We start from the raw sequence: 15817 nt of genomic DNA, 5'->3' as shown, positions 1-15817 counted from the left end.
GCCCCCGCCCGCCTCACTCTCCTCACGGAAGGTTCTGCATGAAGAACCCGTCAGCTCACGGGCGTTTCGGCATCAAGGCCGGGGCGAAGGCAGGCTCCAAGCCGGGAGCCAAGGGTGCCAAGGGAGCCGGCAAGGCCCCCCGGACCCTCGGCCCCCAGGGCGAGTTCGCCATGCCGCGGACCACCACCCCGGCGCTGCCCCCGGTGGCCTCGTTCGACGAACTCGGGCTGCCCGCTGAGCTGGTGAGGACCATGGCCGAGCAGGAGGTGCGGGAACCCTTCCCGATCCAGGCGGCCACCCTGCCCAACTCCCTCGCGGGACGCGACATCCTCGGCCGCGGCCGTACCGGCTCCGGCAAGACCCTCGCCTTCGGACTGGCCCTGCTGGCCCGCACGGCCGGGCGCAAGGCCGACCCCAAGCGGCCGCTCGCCCTGGTCCTCGTACCGACGCGCGAGCTGGCCCAGCAGGTGACCGAGGCGCTGACCCCGTACGCGCAGGCCCTGGAGCTGCGCATGGCCACCGTCGTCGGCGGGCTCTCCATCGGCCGCCAGACCAGCGCGCTGCGCACCGGCGCGGAGGTCGTGGTCGCCACCCCCGGCCGCCTCAGCGACCTGGTGGGACGCCGTGACGTGCACCTGGAGCGGGTGCGGATCACGGTGCTGGACGAGGCCGACCAGATGTGCGACATGGGCTTCATGCCGCAGGTCACGGAGATCCTGGACCAGGTGCACCACGACGGGCAGCGGATGCTGTTCTCGGCCACTCTGGACCGCAACGTCGACCAGCTCGTGCGCCGGTACCTGAAGGACCCCGTCTCGCACTCCGTGGACCCGCAGTCGGCGTCGGTCGGCACGATGGACCACCACGTGCTGCACATCCACGCGGCGGACAAGGTCTCGGCGGCGACCGAGATCGCGGCCCGCGAGGGCCGGGTCATCATGTTCCTGGACACCAAGCACGGCGTGGACCAGTTCGTGAAGCACCTGCGGGCCATGGGCGTACGGGCGGAGGGGCTGCACAGCGGCAAGTCCCAGCCGCAGCGCACCAAGACCCTCGGCCAGTTCAAGGACGGCCTGATCACGGTCCTGGTCGCGACGAACGTGGCCGCCCGGGGCATCCACATCGACGACCTCGACCTCGTGGTCAACGTGGACCCGCCGGCGGACAGCAAGGACTACCTGCACCGCGGCGGCCGCACCGCACGGGCGGGCGAGTCCGGCAAGGTGGTCACCCTGGTGACCCCCAACCAGCGGCGCGACATGGTGCGCCTGATGGCCGACGCCAAGATCCGGCCCACCATCACGCAGGTGCGCTCCGGCGAGGCCTCGCTGAGCCGGATCACCGGCGCGAAGAGGCCCTCCGGGGTCCCGCTGTCCGGGGCCCTGCCGACCGACGCCAAGGGCCGCCCGAGCGGCACGGAGCTCGGCTTCCGGGGCCTGGGCACCCGCCCGGGCCGGGGCAAGGAGTCCCGCAAGACGATCGAGGCGCGCCAGGCCGCCGAGGCCCGCCGCGCCGCCCGGGTGCGCAAGGGCCTCTGAGACCCGGGTCCCGGGCCGTCCGGCGGACCCGTGACCCGCTGTCCGGCGGGGTTCCCGCCGGACACCGGCTCACGGGGCGGGTCAGGCCCGGGTCAGGCCCGGGCGCGCCGCCGCCGGGCCACTATCGCGCGGGTGACCACCGGCGGGAGCAGGTCCTTGGCGAGCCTGCGCCAGCGCACCCCCGGCCGGGGCGCGGGCTTCGGGGCGGGCGGGGCCGGGGCGGGCTCGGGGGCCGGCGGGTGCAGCAGCTGCGGGGCGGGCGGCGCCGAGACTCCCTCGTCACCGATGCGCACCAGCGGCTTGCCGTCGATGATGTCCTCGCCGTGCCACAGGTCGGTGCGGCCCTCCAGCCAGGTGCGCAGCGCCTCCTGCCAGGGCGCCGGGTCGCCCCAGGTCGCGTACAGCTTCGAGGCGGACACGGCGATCGGGTGCAGCTCGCCGGTGGCCACGGCGGCCCAGACGGCTGCGGCGACGCCGGGGCAGTGGGCGGATCGGTAGTCGTCGAACACCACCACGGCGTCCGGGGTGGCGACGATCCGCGAGGAGGCTATGTCCTGGACGACGTGCTCGTGGAGGTGGGAGGCGTCGACGTGGACGAAGCGGCAGCTCCCGGGGCGCACCTTTTCGGCCACGACGGAGGTCGGGGCCTGGATGACGGTGGGGAGCGTCTCGTGGAAGGCGAGGTAGTTCGTCTCGAACCCGCGGCGGGTGAGGCTGGGGTACGAGCCCTGCACCTCCTCGCCGTTGGAGTCGTCGGGGGCCGGCGAGTCGAAGAGGTCGCAGACCGTGAACTCCTCTCCCCCGCGGAGGTATCCGGCGAGGAAGATCGCGCTCTTGCCCATGAAGGCGCCCAGTTCCAGGATGTCGCCCGCCACCGGCGCGGCCTCGTTCTGGCGGGTCAGGAACCAGTCGAAGAGGACCTGGTCATACGCCGAGAACCAGCCCTCCACCTCGCTGAACGCCTTGGGTGCGGGCGGTGCGGGCGGTTCGGGCGACCCGGCGTCGGGGTTGCTGACGGGGGCCTGCGAAACGTGCGACACAGAGAGTCATCCTCCAGCGGAACGGCATCGGTCCAACTCTGATACCCGGCAGGGTACGCAGACCCTAAACCCCCGAACAGGGTTATGGCGAGAACCCGTTGCCTTGATCGTTCCGGCTCAGGAGGTGGCGCGCCGGTCCAGTATCCGGGCCGCGGCGTTGCGAACGCGCCGGGTCCGCCCGGAGACCGCCAGCAGGGCCAGCGCCTCGTCCGGGGCCGGGGGCCGGGCCGCGGTGCGCTGGCACCAGTCGGAGGCGGCGGCCAGTTCCGCGCGCGACCACTCCCCGCCCGCCTCGACGGCCTTCAGCAGGGTCCACTCGCGCAGCCGCCGGGCCGGGAACGCGTGGCCGTCGAGTACGCGGTGCAGGGCGCGGGCCCAGTCGTGGAACGCGGCGCCCGGCAGCAGCCGTACGGCCCGGCGGTCCAGGTGGGTCACCACCGCGCTCTGCGCCATCACCGGGTCGGGGTCGCGCAGCACCTCGGCCAGCACCGCGGCCTCGCCCGCCACGCCGGCCGCCCCGGCGGCGGCGAGCCGGTCGAGGTGGCGGGCGTACCGCCACCGGTCGGTGGCGGCGGCCTGCTCCGGCGGCCGGACCGTGGCCGTCGGGCCGGCCGACGGCGCTCGGCGTATCTGGTGTCCTGGGCTACCCATGGCACATATTCCACACGACCGTCCCGCGCGGGCCCGGGGCGGGGGGTGGGGTCAGTGGGCCGGGCCGGTGACGGCCTGCTCGAAGTGGAAGGACTTGATGAAGCAGTCGCGGGGCTGGCCGATGGCGAAGAAGACGCAGTCCACCAGGGACTGGGCGGTGAGCGGGTCCCGCGCGGTGCGCGGGGCGTTCTCCCAGGCCGGCGACAGCGGATCGTGGTTGTCGAAGTCCGGGGGGTAGAGGGAGATCACGCGGACGCCCTGGCCGCGCAGCCGGCGGGAGAGGCTTTCGGTGAACCCGGCCTGGGCGCTCTTGGCCGCGTAGAAGGCGTCGTGCGCGTCGGAGCGCTGGTGCCCGGCCTCGCCGCAGCTGGAGACCATGGTCACGATGTCCGGCTTCCCGGACTTCAGGAGCAGCGGGAGGAAGGCCTTGGTCACCAGCACCGTGCCGGTGGCTCCGGAGGCGAGGGTGTCGACGACGGCCTCGTCGGAGGCGGAGAGCAGGTCCGTCCCGTGCTGGTAGCGGGAGCCGTTGTTGACCAGGACGTCGATGTGGCCCGCGCGGGCGGCCACGGCCCCGGCGAAGTCGCGTACGGAGGCGGGGTCCGTGAGGTCGCAGGCGTAGGCGTGGATCCGGGCGGCGTCGTGCCCCTGGGCGATGATCTCCTCGCGGACCCGCCGGGCGCCCTCCTCGGTACGGGCGGAGAGGTGGACCTCGGCGCCCCGTGCGGCGAAGGTGAGGGCGAGCGTCCGCCCGAAGTCGCGCCCCGCCGCGGTGATGACGACGCGGTGGTGTTCAAGTGTCATGCCTGTCACGCCTCCTGATGTGTGTGGTCCATACACGCGAACCCGCCTGCCGATCAAGAAATTCCGGCCGGGGAACACCGGCCGGGGAGGGCTGCCCGGGGAACCCGGGCCGGCGTGGCGGGGCGTCCCCCGCCGCCCTATCCTGAAAAAGGATCTCCGCGCCCGCCGGCCGTCCTCCCGTTCCCGGGAGATCCGGCCGCGGCGTCCGAACGCCGATGCCGCGGCCCACCGCCCCCGCGGGTGACCGTCCGCGATCTCCGTCGTGAGGGGGACCGGTCCCCATGGATCTCCACACCATCACCGAAGTCGTCCGCCGCCCCTCGGGCCACCCGGGCGCGGTCTGGCGCGAGGGCGACGCCTGGCTCGCCGGCGGGACGTGGCTGTACTCGGCGGAGCAGCCGCACCTGCGGCGCCTGATCGACCTGACGGCGCTGCCCTGGGAGCCCCTCGTCCCCGGTGACGCCGGGCTGGAGATCGGCGCGACCTGCACCGTCCGCGACCTGTACGCGTTCCGGCCGCCGCCCGAGTGGACCGCGGCCGGACTGATCCCGACGGCCTGCGAGGCGTTCCTGTCCTCCTTCAAGGTCTGGAACGCCGCCACGGTCGGCGGCAACATCTGCATGTCCCTCCCGGCCGGCCCGATGATCACGCTCACGGTCGCCCTGGAGGCCCGGTACGAGCTGTGGGCCGCCGACGGGTCGGTGCGCACCGTCGACGCCCTCGACTTCGTGACCGGGAACAACCGCAACGTGCTCGCCCCCGGGGAGCTGCTGCGCCGGATCGACGTCCCGGCGCACGCCCTCGGCAAGCGCGCCGCGCACCGCCGCTTCACCCTGACCCGGCTGGGCCGCTCGACGGTGTTCCTGATCGGTACGCACGCCCCCGGGACGGACAACCTGCTGCTCACCGTGACCGCCGGCACCACCCGGCCCGTGCGGTTCGCCTTCGACCACATGCCCGACGCCCTGACCCTGCGGCAGAGCATCGACGCCATCCCCGGCGACGTCTGGTTCGCCGACCCCAACGGGACCCCCGACCACCGGAGGCACCTGACACGGCACTTCGCCGAAGAGATCCGGCGCGAACTCGTCACCGGGGGCCCGGCATGACCTACCTCGTCAACGGCAGGGACTTCGAGCAGGAGCCCGCTCCCGGCCAGTGCCTGCGCACCTTCCTCCGCTCCCTCGGCCACTTCGGCGTCAAGAAGGGCTGCGACGCCGGCGACTGCGGCGCCTGCACGGTCTGGCTGGACGGCGTCCCCGTGCACAGCTGCATCACCCCCGCCTTCCGCGCGGAAGGCCGTGCGGTGACCACCATCGAGGGGCTCGGTTCACCGGGCGACCTGCACCCGGTCCAGCGGCGGTTCCGCGACGCCCCGGGCTTCCAGTGCGGCTTCTGCACCGCCGGGATGATCATGACCTCGGCCACCTTCACCGAGGCCCAGAAGGCGGACCTGCCCAGGGCCCTGAAGGGCAACCTGTGCCGCTGCACCGGCTACCGCGCCATCGAGGACGCGGTGAAGGGCGTCGCGCACGTGGAGACGGCCGCGCCGGGCAGGGCGGTCGGGAAGAGCGTCGGCGCCCCGGCGGCCGAGGACGTGGTGACCGGCCGCGCCGAGTTCACGATGGACACCCGTATGGAGGGCATGCTGCACCTCAAGGTGCTGCACTCGCCGCACGCCCACGCCCGGATCGTCTCCGTCGACAAGAGCGCCGCGCTCGCGGTCCCCGGCGTGCTCCGCGTCTACTCCTGGGAGGACGTCCCCCGCAGGCGCTTCACCACGGCGATCCACACCGACCACCTCGTCGATCCGGACGACACGTACATCCTCGACGACACCGTCCGCTTCGTCGGCCAGCGCGTCGTGGCGGTCCTGGCCGAGACGCCCGGCGCGGCGGAGGAGGGCTGCCGGAAGACGGCCGTGGAGTACGAGGTGCTGCCGGCGGTGTTCGACCCCGAGGAGGCCATGGCCGACGGCGCGCCGCAACTGCACGGCTCCGAGGACCCGTTCGTCCGTGACAGCGTCCACAACCTGCTGCTGGAGATCCATTCGCACATCGGCGACGTCGAGGCCGGGTTCGCGGCGGCCGACGTCGTCCACGAGGGCACGTACTCCTCCCCGCGGGTGCAGCACGCCCACCTGGAGACCCACGGCTCGATCGCCTGGATGGAGGACGGCCGTCTGAACGTGCGCACCAGCTCCCAGTCCCCGTCGATCGCGAAGGTCAAACTGGAGTACCTGTTCGCGCTCCGCCCCGACCAGGTGCGGGTGTTCTGCAAGCGGGTGGGCGGCGGGTTCGGCGGCAAGCAGGAGGTCGTCTCGGAGGACCTGGCCGCGCTGGCCGCGATCGACACCGGGCGTCCCGTCTGTTACGAGTTCACGCGCGAGGAGGAGTTCACCACCGCCTCGCCCCGGCACCCGATGAAGCTGACGGTCAGGCTCGGCGCGAAGGCCGACGGCACGCTGACCGCCTTCCAGGTGCGCAACATGTCCAACACCGGCGCGTACGGCAACCACGGCGGCGAGACCCTGTACGCCGGCGGCGCCGCCGTCATGATGTACCGCTGCCCGAACAAGAAGTACGACGCCTACTCCGTCTACACCAACACCGTTCCCAGCGGGGCGCTGCGCGGCTACGGGATGACCCAGCCGGCCTTCGCCGTGGAGTCGGCGATGGACGAGCTGGCACTGGCCCTGCACATGGACCCGCTGGAGCTGCGGCGCCGCAACATCGTGCGGCCCGGCGACCCGCTCGTCGCGATGCACGACGGCCCCGACGACGTGATGTTCAACGAGGACGGGCTCGGCAAGTGCATCGACCTGGTGGCGGGCGCCCTGGCCCGGACGGCCGACCAGCCGGCACCCGGCCCCGGGTGGCTCGTCGGGACCGGCGTGGCGAGCTCGCTGCACGAGACGGCGCCCCCGACCGAGCACATCTCCGAGGCCTGGGTCACCCTCGGCGACGACCTCGTCTACGAACTGGCCGTCGGAACGGTCGAGTTCGGCGAGGGAACCTCCACCGCACACGTCCAGATCGCGGCCGGCCAGCTGGGCACGACACCGTCGCGGATCCGCCTGGTGCAGTCCGACACCGACCGCACGGGGTTCGACACCGGCGCCTTCGCCAGTGCCGGGCTGTTCGTCGCGGGCAACGCGGTGCTGCGGGCGGCCAACGCGGTGCGCGACCGGATCGTGGAGTTCGCCGCCGCGCACACGGGCGTGCACGTGGTGATGTGCACGGTGGACGACGACCACGTCGTCTGCGGCGACGACCGCGTCCCGCTGGCCGAGCTCGTCGCCCTGGCCCGGGCCCGCGGCATCCGGTTCACGGCGGCCCGCAAGGCGTACGGCTCACCGCGCAGCGTGACCTCCAATACGCAGGGGTTCCGCATCGCCGTGCACCCGGTGACCGGCGAGATCCGGATCCTCTACAGCGTGCAGGCGGCCGACGCCGGCGTGCTGATCAACCCCGAGCAGGTCCGGGGCCAGGTCGACGGCGGCGTCACGCAGGGGATCGGGTTCGCGCTGACCGAGAACTTCATCGTCGACGCGGGCGGCGCCGTGGCCAACCCGAACCTGCGCAACTACCGCATACCCACCTACGCCGACGCCCCGCGCACCGAGGTCCTCTTCGTGAGCTCGGCGGACTCGGTCGGGGCCATGCACTCGAAGGGGATGGCGGAGTGCTGCATCAACCCGGTGGCCCCGGCCCTGGCGAACGCGCTCCGCGACGCGACCGGGGTCCGCTTCCGCGAACTTCCCCTGACCCCGGAGCGGATCTACAGCCGGCTGGGTGAGAGCAGTCCGGCGTCGACGGGTCCGGGACGATGAGCACCGGGGCGCGGGCGGACGCCTCGGCCACGGTGATCATCGGCCGGAAGGTGCTGCCCGGGAAGGAGCGGGAGTACGAGGAGTGGCAGAACGGGGTCAACTCGGCGGCTGCGGACTACCCCGGGTACCTCGGCGCCGAGATCTCCCCGCCGACGCCGCTCCAGCCCGACTGGGTGATCGTCTACCGGTTCGACTCGATCGCCCACCTCCAGGCGTGGATGAACGGGGCCACGCGGCAGCGGCTCCTCGACGCCGGTGAGGAGTACTTCGACGGCCCCGCGACCCAGCAGGTCATCAGCGGCGGCTCGCAGCCGACGGACCCGCTGGTGACCGTCGTGGTCACCCACCGCGTCCACCCGGGCCAGGTCGACGAATTCCTCGCCTGGCAGCGCCGCATGAGCCACGAGGAGAGCAAGTTCGAGGGCTACCGGGGCAGCGAGGTCTTCCGCCCGGTCGAGGGCCTCCAGGAGGACTGGACCACCCTGTACCGCTACGACAACGCCGAGCACCTCGACGCCTGGCTGACCTCGGCCGAGCGGCAGGAGGTGCTCGCCGAGGGCCGGAAGTTCAGCGAGTTCAAGCTGCACACCATCGACAACTCCTTCGGCAGCTGGTTCGCGTTCGCGGAGAACGGCAGGGAGGCACCGCCGCCCTCGGAGACCAAGACCTCCGTCGCGGTCTGGGTCGGCCTCTACCCGACCGTGGTGCTGCTGACGCTCGCCCTGTCGCCGCTGAAGATGCCGCTGTGGCTCGGACTGCTGGTGGGCAACCTGCTGTCGAGCTTCATCATGAGCTTCCTCACGATGCCGCATTACGTGAACCCGCTGCTCAGGCGGTGGCTGCGGCCGTCGGCGAACGAGCCCCCGGCGCGGACCAACCTCATCGGACTCGGGATCGTCGCGGTGGTGATGGCGTTCTGGGTGCTCGTGTTCTACCTCGTGACGACCCGGATCTGGTCACTCCCCTGAGCCGGGCCTGCCCGGCTCGGGCTCGGGCAGCGGTGCGCCGGTCTCCAGGAGGGTCTTGATGCTGGAGACGATCATCGGCCAGGCGGCGGAGCACATGCCGATGAGGGTGCCGCCCGGGGTGAACCCCTCGTGGCGGACGGTGAGCCGGGCGAGGGTGTCCCCGACCGGCTCGATCTCGTACGTCACCCTCGTACGCGGTTCGGCCGCCAGCTCCGCCCGCAGTTCCTCGCCGATCCCGACGGCGGCCGCCCACTGGGTGCTGAAGGTGTGCCAGGTGTAGGAGAGCCGGCGGTCCGGGACGCATTCGAGCACCACCTGTTCGGGGTCGCTGGTGCGGGTCCCGCGCTCGACCCAGTCCATCGTGGAGCCCACCGCCCAGTCCGTCTCGAAGGTCAGGTCCCAGTAGCGGCGGGTGTACGCCGGGGCGGTGAGGGCCTGCCAGACGCGGGCGGGGTCTGCCTGGATGTACACGGTGTAGTCGATCACGCTGTCGGTCATGGCCCCATGCTGCGGGACCGGCCGCCGCGCGCCCGGCATTGGCGGGCCGGGCGTCGGCGGGCCGGGGCCCTCACCAGCGCAGCCCCTGCTCGGGGAGTTCCGCGGGCGGGGTGCGCAGCGCGGCGGGCAGGCCGAGCTGGGCGCGGGCCGCGTGCACGGCGGCGAGCTCGTCCCGCCCGGCCGGGCCCCAGTCGCTGAGCTCCCGTACCTGCTCGGGGGTGGCCAGCAGCCGGGCGTACGCCGGGTCCGCGGCCGGGGACACCGAGGCGAGCCGAGCCGCCGTACGGGCCAGGGCGCCCCGGTCGGCGTACCGGTAGCCGAGCGGCAGCGCCCCGACGGCGGGTTCCGCCCGGGGGGCGGGCAGGTGCGCGGCGCCGGTGGCACGGGCCACGAGCAGCAGCACACGGCCGTCGGGGGCGAAGAGCCAGCCGTGGTGGTCCCTCACGGGCAGGTGGGCGGGGACGGGGCCCGGGTGCCAGGTGCCGTGCTGGGGGGTACGACGGCTGCGCAGGACCCCGAGGCGGTCCAGGGCGGTGGGGATGGTGGGGCGGCCGTCCTCCAGCAGGGCGGGGCCGGAGCCGTTGATCCGGGCGCGGAGGGCGGACAGGGCGCGGCGGGCGTCGCCCGGGTCCATCAGGGCGGGCAGGTCGGCGGGCTCGGCGAAGTCGATGCCGGTGATCTCCTGGGCGGGCAGGCGGACGGACCGGATGCGCTCGGGGGTCCAGGTGCCGCCGTCGTAGACGTGCAGGATCTCGCCGGGGAAGCGCATCTCGGGCGGGATCCCGGGCGCGTCGGCGGGGATCCAGTCCACGGCGAGCCCGCGCGGGTAGTGGCCGTCGACGCCGAGCTCCTCGCGCATCTCGCGGGCCGCGGCCGCCGCGGGCGACTCCCCGGCGTCCACCGCGCCGCCGGGGAGCAGCCGGTCGGGGCGGTAGTCGACGGTCTGGACGAGGACCCGCCCGTCGGCGTCGGTGACGAGGACGGTCGCTCCGGTCCAGAGGGCGGCGCGCGAGGCCCCGTACTCCGCCGGGGTCATCCAGGTGCCCGCCCGTCCGGGGTCGTCGGTCAGCTGCGGCATCGGTACTCCGTTCACCGTGGGTGGACCAGACGCCTGTGCAACAGCGGGCCGGGCCGCCGGGTTACGGCGGTTCCCCCGCCTCCCGCCGGTTCCCCTTTGCCCGCGCCATACCTGCTTATTGCCGCGTTATGTCGATCTTGCTACGGTCCGTCCTGCGGACCGGTGGTGTGAAAGCGGCTGGTCCGACCACGTACGCTCACCCGTCCGTGTGAGCGGGCGCGACCATCGGCGCCCGGTTGCGGCAGGGTGGGCGGATGCCGTCGCGCCGGACCCTGCCGCTGTCCCTGTCCCTGCTGCTCGCCGTGCTGGCGGCGGCCACCGGATGCGTGACCGTCCGGGCGCCGGACGGGGCGCCCGGGCCCGCGCCGGCCCGGACCGCGTGGGCGCCCCGGCAGCCGGTCGTGGAGGGCCGGCCGCTGGGGCCGGCCCCCGATCCGGTGGAGGTGCCCGCGCCGCCCGTCGAGGCGGCCGCCCCCGCCGCGCCGGCCGATGCGCCGCCGCCCGCCGCCCCGCGCCGGCCCGCGCCGCGCTCCGACGACCGCCCGCCCCGCCGCGCCTCCCCCGACCGGCCCGCCCGGCCGGCGCACCGCGCCCCCGCCCCCGCCCCGAAGCCCCGCAAACGGCAGCCCGCGCGCCCGGCGCCCCGCCCCGCGCCGCAGCGCCCGTACGACATGAGCCGGCTGTGCGAGGCCGCCCACGGGGTGGTGGACCCGGCCATCGTCGCCATGTGCCGGTAGGCCCAGCGGGCCGAATATGGGTGGATGCGTCGCCTCCGGATACCTAGAGTGACCTGATCCCCGTCACCCCGAGCCGGAGTCGATCATGCGTACGCACTACCCCCGCACGGCGCACCTGCCGTGGTCCCCCGGTGCCACGGCGGACGACGTGCGCGTCGGGGGCACGTCGGCGCTGGCCGGACGCGAGGTGGTCGTCACCGAGAAGCTCGACGGGGAGAACACCACCCTGTACGCCGACGGGCTGCACGCCCGCTCCCTCGACTCCGCCCACCACCCCTCCCGCGCCTGGGTCAAGGGGCTCCAGGGCCGGATCGGCGCCGCGATACCCGACGGATGGCGGGTGTGCGGGGAGAACGTGTACGCCCGCCACTCGCTCGCCTACGAGGAACTCGACAGCTGGTTCTACGGGTTCTCGGTATGGGACGGCGACCACTGCCTCGACTGGGACCGCACGCTGCGCTTCCTCGGCCGGCTCGGCGTACCCGCGCCGCGCGTCCTGTGGCGCGGGGTCTACGACGAGCGGGCGCTGCGCAGGCTGCGGGTCGACACCACCCGCCAGGAGGGCTACGTCGTCCGGACGACGGCGGGCTTCGACCGCGCGGACTTCGGGCGGTACGTGGCCAAATGGGTGCGGGGCGGGCACGTGCGGACCGACACGCACTGGATGTACGCGCCCGTCGTGCCCAACGGGCTGGGCACGGCCGCTCCGCTGTGGGCGGTCCGCTCCGGCTCCGAGCCGGACCCTGCCGGGCTGCTCGCCGCCCTCGGGATGCCGGAGCCGGCCGACGCGGTGGCGGAGCGGGCCGTAGCCGAGGTCACCGCCCGGCTCGACGGGGCGGGCCGCACCGGGGAGGCCCGGCTGGCCGGCGTACTGGCCGCCGCGCTCCACCGGGAGCCCCGGGCCGCCCTCGGGGCGCGGCTCGCGGCGGGACCGCTCGGGATGCGTACGGCGCGCCGGGTGGCCGACCTGGCCGGGCTGTACCCGGCGCTGCGGCGGCCGTTCCCGGAGGAGGAGCGGCGGGCCGGGCTGGTGCGGATGGCGGCGGCCGCCGACCTCGGGGTGCTGCACGCGCTGGCCGCGGGGCTCCCGGCGACGGCCGGGGAGCTGGAGTGCGCCGAGTGGTCGGCGCTGTGCGCCGAGGAGGCCGGCCTGCTCGGCCCGGACCCGCTCGGCGGGCTGCGGACCGGACTGCGCGAGGCCCTCGACGGGCTGGACGCGGACGCCGCCGACCGCTGCTGGGCCGAGGCCCGCGAGGCGTTCGGGCGGGGCTCGCTCTCCACGGCCGAGGAGGCGGTGGCCGCCACCTGGCGCTGGCGGGACGGGTCGGCGTACCCGCGCCTGGTGCAGCTGTGCGGGCCCTCGGGCAGCGGGAAGAGCACCTTCGCCCGGACCCTGCCCGGGGTGGACGCGTACATCGCCCTGGACGACCTGCGCGAGGCCCGCGGGGCGCGCGCCGACCAGCGGGCCAATCCGGAAGTGCTGCGCGAGGGCCTGGAGCGGCTGGACCGGGCGCTGGCCGCCGGGGGCACGGTGGTGTGGGACGCCACCTCCCTCACCGAGCAGCAGCGCGGCCTGGCCGGTACGGTCGCGCGCCGCCGTGACGCACTGGTCACCCAGGTGGTGGCGCTGGTCGGGGAGGCGGAGCTGGCGCGGCGCAACGCCGTGCGCCCGCACCCCGTGCCGGAGGCCGTACTGGCCGCGCAGCTGCGCCGGTTCAGCCCGCCGTACCCCGGCCGGGCGCACCGCACCCGGTACGTCGGGTCGGCCGGCACGATCGAGGACACGACGGGCTCCCTCCGGGACGCCGACGAGGGGGACGACGTCTGATGCGCACCAGTGAGCAGCTCTACCACCAGGTCCGCTGGGACCCCCGGTTCGACCCCGCGCGGTTCACCCTCGGCCTGCTGCAACGCAGGGCCGCGCCCAAGCGGGTACCGCTGCCCTCCTTCGTGCCCGGGGGCGACATCCCCTGGCACCGGGTGCTGTTCGTGGAGGCGGACGGGGAACTGGTCTGGGACCGGGCCACCGGGGTCGACCGGATCGACTCGACGCCCGCCGGACGGGTGCGGGAGCAACGGCTGCTCAGCGCCCCGTTCTTCACCGCCCGCACCCCGCACGCCTGGGACCCGGCGGCGGGCGGCTGGCGGCCCGTGCAGGCCGGGCCGGCCGCGCGCCCTCCGGCGAGCCTGCGGCTGCTGACCTGGAACACCCTGTGGGACCGGTACGACGCCCCGCGCATCGCCACCGCCCGGCGCAGGCCGATGCTGCTGGCGGACCTGGCGGCGGCCGACGCCGACGTGATCGCCCTCCAGGAGGTCGAACCGGCGCTGCTGGAACTGCTGCTGGCCGAGCCGTGGGTGCGGGCCGGGTACACCCTGGGCACCGATCCGCGGGGTACGGACGTCGCGGACAACGGGCTGCTGGTGCTGAGCCGGCTGCCGGTACGGGAGGCGGGGCTGCACGGCCTGCGCCCGCACAAGGCGGTCACCGCCGTCACCGTGGACACCGCGGGCGGCCCGCTGGTCGTCGCCGCCACGCACCTGACCAGCGACCACACCGAGGACGGGGCCGGCCGGCGGGAGCTGGAACTCGCGCGCCTCGCCGAGGGGCTGGGCGGGATCGACGCCGGGGTCGCGCTGCTCGGCGACTTCAACGACGGCCGGTCCGGGGACGTGGGCCCGGCCGCCGCGCTGGGGCTGCGGGACGCGTGGACCGAGGTGCACGGGCCGGGGGACGACACCCCGACCTTCGACCCAGGGGTCAATCCGCTGGCGGCGGTGGGCTCTCTGACGGGGCGTGCGGCCCGGCTGGACCGCATCCTGCTGCGCCCGTCGGACGGCGCCCGGGTGCGGTCCGCGGGGCTGCGGGGTGACGTTCCGGGGCCGGACGGGCTGTTCGTCTCCGACCACTTCGGGGTGGAGGCCACCGTGGAGTACGCGGCTCCGGACGCGGCTGCGGAGCCGGGGGCCGCGCGGTGCGGCGTACCGGCGACGGCCCGGACGGCCGTGGCGTGGCTGGCTCCGCACGACCCGGTGGTCGGGGAGCTGCGCCGGGCGCACGACCCGGAGGCCGACCGCTGGCCGGCGCACGTGAACCTGCTCTTCGGCTTCGTGCCGGAGTCCTCCTTCGGGGAGGCGCTGCCACTGCTGGCGGAGGTCGCGGCGGGCACCGGGCCGTTCACCGCCCGCCTGGAAGGGGTGCACTCCTTCGGGCACCGGGACGACGCCACGCTCTGGCTGGACCCGGCGGCGGGCCCGGCCGGTGACGCGCCGTGGCAGGAGCTGCGCCGCGCCCTGGCCGACCGGTTCCCGGGCTGCCGGGGGCGCGCGGAGGGCTGGACCCCGCACCTGACGCTGGGCCGCAGTGCTGATCCGCGGCGGGCGGAGCGGGAGTTCGCCGAGCGCCTCGGGCGGGACGGGCGTACGGCCCGGGTCGGGGAGCTGGCGGTGCTGTCGCGGCGCGGGGACGGGCCGGTGCGGGTGCGGGCGGTGGTGGAGCTGGGCACCGGCGCGGTGCGGCTGCCCCGGCCGCAGGCCCCGGCCGTGCGCGACGAGGCACCGGGTGCCGCGGAGGAGCTGGCGGCGCGGATCGCGGCGGCGCTGCCCGGGGGCCTGGTGCGGCCGGCGGGTTCGCGCCGCATGGGCTGCGCGCTGCCGGGGGCCGATCTGGACCTGGTGGCCGTGCTGCCCGGGCCGGCGGACGCCGCCGGGGTGCGGGCGCGGGTGGCGGCCGCGCTGCCGGGGGCGCGGCGGCTGCGGGAGGTGACGGGTGCCCGGGTGCCGGGCCTGCGGCTGCACGCGTCCGGGCTGGACGTGGACCTGGTGCTGGTCGGCGCCGGGGCGCTGGACCCGGAGCGGGCCGTGGCCCGGCGGGCGGAGCTGGGCGAGGCGGCGGCGGTGGCGCTGAGCGCGCTCGACGACGCCGACGCGGTACGGGAGTCCGTGGGCGCGGCGCACGCCGCCTTCGCCGGGCTGGCGCGGGAGGTGAAGGCCTGGGCGCGGGCGCGCGGGCTGGACTCGGCGCCGTTCGGGGGGCTGCCGGGGCTGGCCTGGGCGGTCCTGGCGGCGCGGACCGTCCGGGAGGCCGGTGACCTCTCCCCCGCCGCGCTGAGGCGGGAGTTCTTCGGGACCTGGGCCGCCTGGGACTGGAGCGAGCCGGTGTCCCTGCTTCCGTCGCAGGGGGTGGGCCGCTCCCCGTCTCCGTCGCCGGATCCGGTGACGGTCCTGACGCCGTGCGCGCCGGTGCGCAGCTGCACCGCGCAGGTGGGGCCCGGGATGCGGGACCTGCTGGTCCGGGAGCTGTACCGGGCGTGGGAGGTGCTGGAGGCGGATCCGGAGGACCTCGGCCGGCTGACGGCGCCGGCGCCGCTGCACCGGCGGCACGCGGCGTGGGCCGTGGTGACCGTACGGGCCGGTGCGGCCGGGGAGTTCGAGGAGCGGCTGGGCCGGACGCGGGGCCGGATGCGCGCCCTGCTCGCCGGGCTCCCGGACGCCCATGCCTGGCCCCGCCCGTTCGAGCGGACCGGCGCCCTGGCCCGCTACGCGGTGGGCCTGGGCCCGACCCCGCCGGACGCCGCCGCCCTGTCGGCCCTGGCCGCGCCGTGGGCGGCGGCCCTGCCGGGGGTGGAGGTCGGGTGGGCGGCGTCGGGCGAGGTGCCGGACCTGCCCTGA

General features: G+C 75.2%; 12 protein-coding genes. 7 read left to right on the top strand and 5 right to left on the bottom strand.

Going from position 1 to position 15817, the window contains the following annotated elements; translation table 11 throughout:
* The first annotated feature begins 38 nt into the window (after positions 1 to 38).
* Positions 39 to 1538 (top strand): DEAD/DEAH box helicase, encoded by a 1500-nt coding sequence (locus ACZ518_RS11430; RefSeq protein WP_469112798.1) that lies wholly within the window; start codon positions 39 to 41, stop codon positions 1536 to 1538.
* Positions 1539 to 1630: 92 nt separating this feature from the next.
* Here ACZ518_RS11430 and ACZ518_RS11425 read toward each other — a convergent pair whose 3' ends face one another.
* From ACZ518_RS11425 to ACZ518_RS11415, 3 genes are all read right to left on the bottom strand, one after another.
* Complete coding sequence (locus ACZ518_RS11425; RefSeq protein WP_469112955.1) at positions 1631 to 2488, bottom strand: class I SAM-dependent methyltransferase; 858 nt, start codon at positions 2486 to 2488, stop codon at positions 1631 to 1633.
* A gap of 207 nt (positions 2489 to 2695) precedes the next feature.
* Positions 2696 to 3229 (bottom strand): hypothetical protein, encoded by a 534-nt coding sequence (locus tag ACZ518_RS11420; RefSeq protein ID WP_469112797.1) that lies wholly within the window; start codon positions 3227 to 3229, stop codon positions 2696 to 2698.
* Between the two features lie 51 nt (positions 3230 to 3280).
* Entirely contained in the window at positions 3281 to 4033 is a 753-nt protein-coding gene (locus ACZ518_RS11415) for an SDR family oxidoreductase (protein ID WP_469112796.1), read from the bottom strand.
* A 281-nt stretch (positions 4034 to 4314) separates the two neighbouring features.
* Here ACZ518_RS11415 and ACZ518_RS11410 point away from each other — a divergent pair, with 281 nt between their 5' ends.
* Genes ACZ518_RS11410 through ACZ518_RS11400 form a run of 3 tightly spaced genes read left to right on the top strand, consistent with a single transcriptional unit; the run spans position 4315 to position 8833 of the window.
* Complete coding sequence (locus tag ACZ518_RS11410; RefSeq protein ID WP_469112795.1) at positions 4315 to 5142, top strand: FAD binding domain-containing protein; 828 nt, start codon at positions 4315 to 4317, stop codon at positions 5140 to 5142.
* The gene (locus ACZ518_RS11405) at positions 5139 to 7865 is read left to right on the top strand and encodes a molybdopterin-dependent oxidoreductase (RefSeq protein WP_469112794.1); all 2727 of its coding nucleotides are present in this window, start codon (positions 5139 to 5141) and stop codon (positions 7863 to 7865) included. Before ACZ518_RS11410 ends, ACZ518_RS11405 begins: the two co-directional genes overlap by 4 nt.
* Positions 7862 to 8833 (top strand): antibiotic biosynthesis monooxygenase, encoded by a 972-nt coding sequence (locus tag ACZ518_RS11400; RefSeq protein ID WP_469112793.1) that lies wholly within the window; start codon positions 7862 to 7864, stop codon positions 8831 to 8833. The genes ACZ518_RS11405 and ACZ518_RS11400 overlap by 4 nt, the downstream gene beginning before the upstream one ends.
* Here the strand turns inward: ACZ518_RS11400 and ACZ518_RS11395 are convergent.
* Entirely contained in the window at positions 8822 to 9331 is a 510-nt protein-coding gene (locus ACZ518_RS11395; RefSeq protein ID WP_469112792.1) for an SRPBCC family protein, read from the bottom strand. The two genes, ACZ518_RS11400 and ACZ518_RS11395, sit on opposite strands and share 12 nt — an antisense overlap.
* Before the next feature lie 70 nt (positions 9332 to 9401).
* On the bottom strand, positions 9402 to 10409 hold the full coding sequence (locus ACZ518_RS11390; protein WP_469112791.1) for an NUDIX domain-containing protein: 1008 nt from the start codon (positions 10407 to 10409) through the stop codon (positions 9402 to 9404).
* Positions 10410 to 10663: 254 nt separating this feature from the next.
* On the opposite strand from ACZ518_RS11390, the gene ACZ518_RS11385 reads away from it, so the two are divergent.
* The 3 genes from ACZ518_RS11385 (at position 10664) to ACZ518_RS11375 (ending at position 15817) form a co-directional block, all read left to right on the top strand.
* Positions 10664 to 11146, top strand: a complete 483-nt coding sequence (locus tag ACZ518_RS11385; protein ID WP_469112790.1) for a hypothetical protein — start codon at positions 10664 to 10666, stop codon at positions 11144 to 11146.
* Positions 11147 to 11231: 85 nt separating this feature from the next.
* Positions 11232 to 12974, top strand: coding sequence for an RNA ligase family protein (locus tag ACZ518_RS11380; protein WP_469112789.1), 1743 nt, complete (start codon positions 11232 to 11234; stop codon positions 12972 to 12974).
* Positions 12974 to 15817, top strand: a complete 2844-nt coding sequence (locus ACZ518_RS11375; RefSeq protein WP_469112788.1) for a poly(A) polymerase — start codon at positions 12974 to 12976, stop codon at positions 15815 to 15817. Before ACZ518_RS11380 ends, ACZ518_RS11375 begins: the two co-directional genes overlap by 1 nt.

The sequence above is a fragment of the Streptomyces sp. NPDC033966 genome (assembly GCF_055575955.1).
Note: the sequence above shows the minus strand (reverse complement) of the source record. Positions and strands in the feature narration are given on the sequence as shown.

What these genes read in the sequence shown, in the direction of transcription:
- ACZ518_RS11405 (WP_469112794.1), top strand. Translation starts at nt 5,139, where the DNA reads ATGACCTACCTCGTCAACGGCAGGGACTTCGAGCAGGAGCCCGCTCCC.
- ACZ518_RS11375 (WP_469112788.1), top strand. Translation starts at nt 12,974, where the DNA reads ATGCGCACCAGTGAGCAGCTCTACCACCAGGTCCGCTGGGACCCCCGG.
- ACZ518_RS11430 (WP_469112798.1), top strand. Translation starts at nt 39, where the DNA reads ATGAAGAACCCGTCAGCTCACGGGCGTTTCGGCATCAAGGCCGGGGCG.
- ACZ518_RS11420 (WP_469112797.1), bottom strand. Translation starts at nt 3,229, where the DNA reads ATGGGTAGCCCAGGACACCAGATACGCCGAGCGCCGTCGGCCGGCCCG.
- ACZ518_RS11385 (WP_469112790.1), top strand. Translation starts at nt 10,664, where the DNA reads ATGCCGTCGCGCCGGACCCTGCCGCTGTCCCTGTCCCTGCTGCTCGCC.
- ACZ518_RS11395 (WP_469112792.1), bottom strand. Translation starts at nt 9,331, where the DNA reads ATGACCGACAGCGTGATCGACTACACCGTGTACATCCAGGCAGACCCC.
- ACZ518_RS11400 (WP_469112793.1), top strand. Translation starts at nt 7,862, where the DNA reads ATGAGCACCGGGGCGCGGGCGGACGCCTCGGCCACGGTGATCATCGGC.
- ACZ518_RS11410 (WP_469112795.1), top strand. Translation starts at nt 4,315, where the DNA reads ATGGATCTCCACACCATCACCGAAGTCGTCCGCCGCCCCTCGGGCCAC.
- ACZ518_RS11390 (WP_469112791.1), bottom strand. Translation starts at nt 10,409, where the DNA reads ATGCCGCAGCTGACCGACGACCCCGGACGGGCGGGCACCTGGATGACC.
- ACZ518_RS11380 (WP_469112789.1), top strand. Translation starts at nt 11,232, where the DNA reads ATGCGTACGCACTACCCCCGCACGGCGCACCTGCCGTGGTCCCCCGGT.
- ACZ518_RS11415 (WP_469112796.1), bottom strand. Translation starts at nt 4,033, where the DNA reads ATGACACTTGAACACCACCGCGTCGTCATCACCGCGGCGGGGCGCGAC.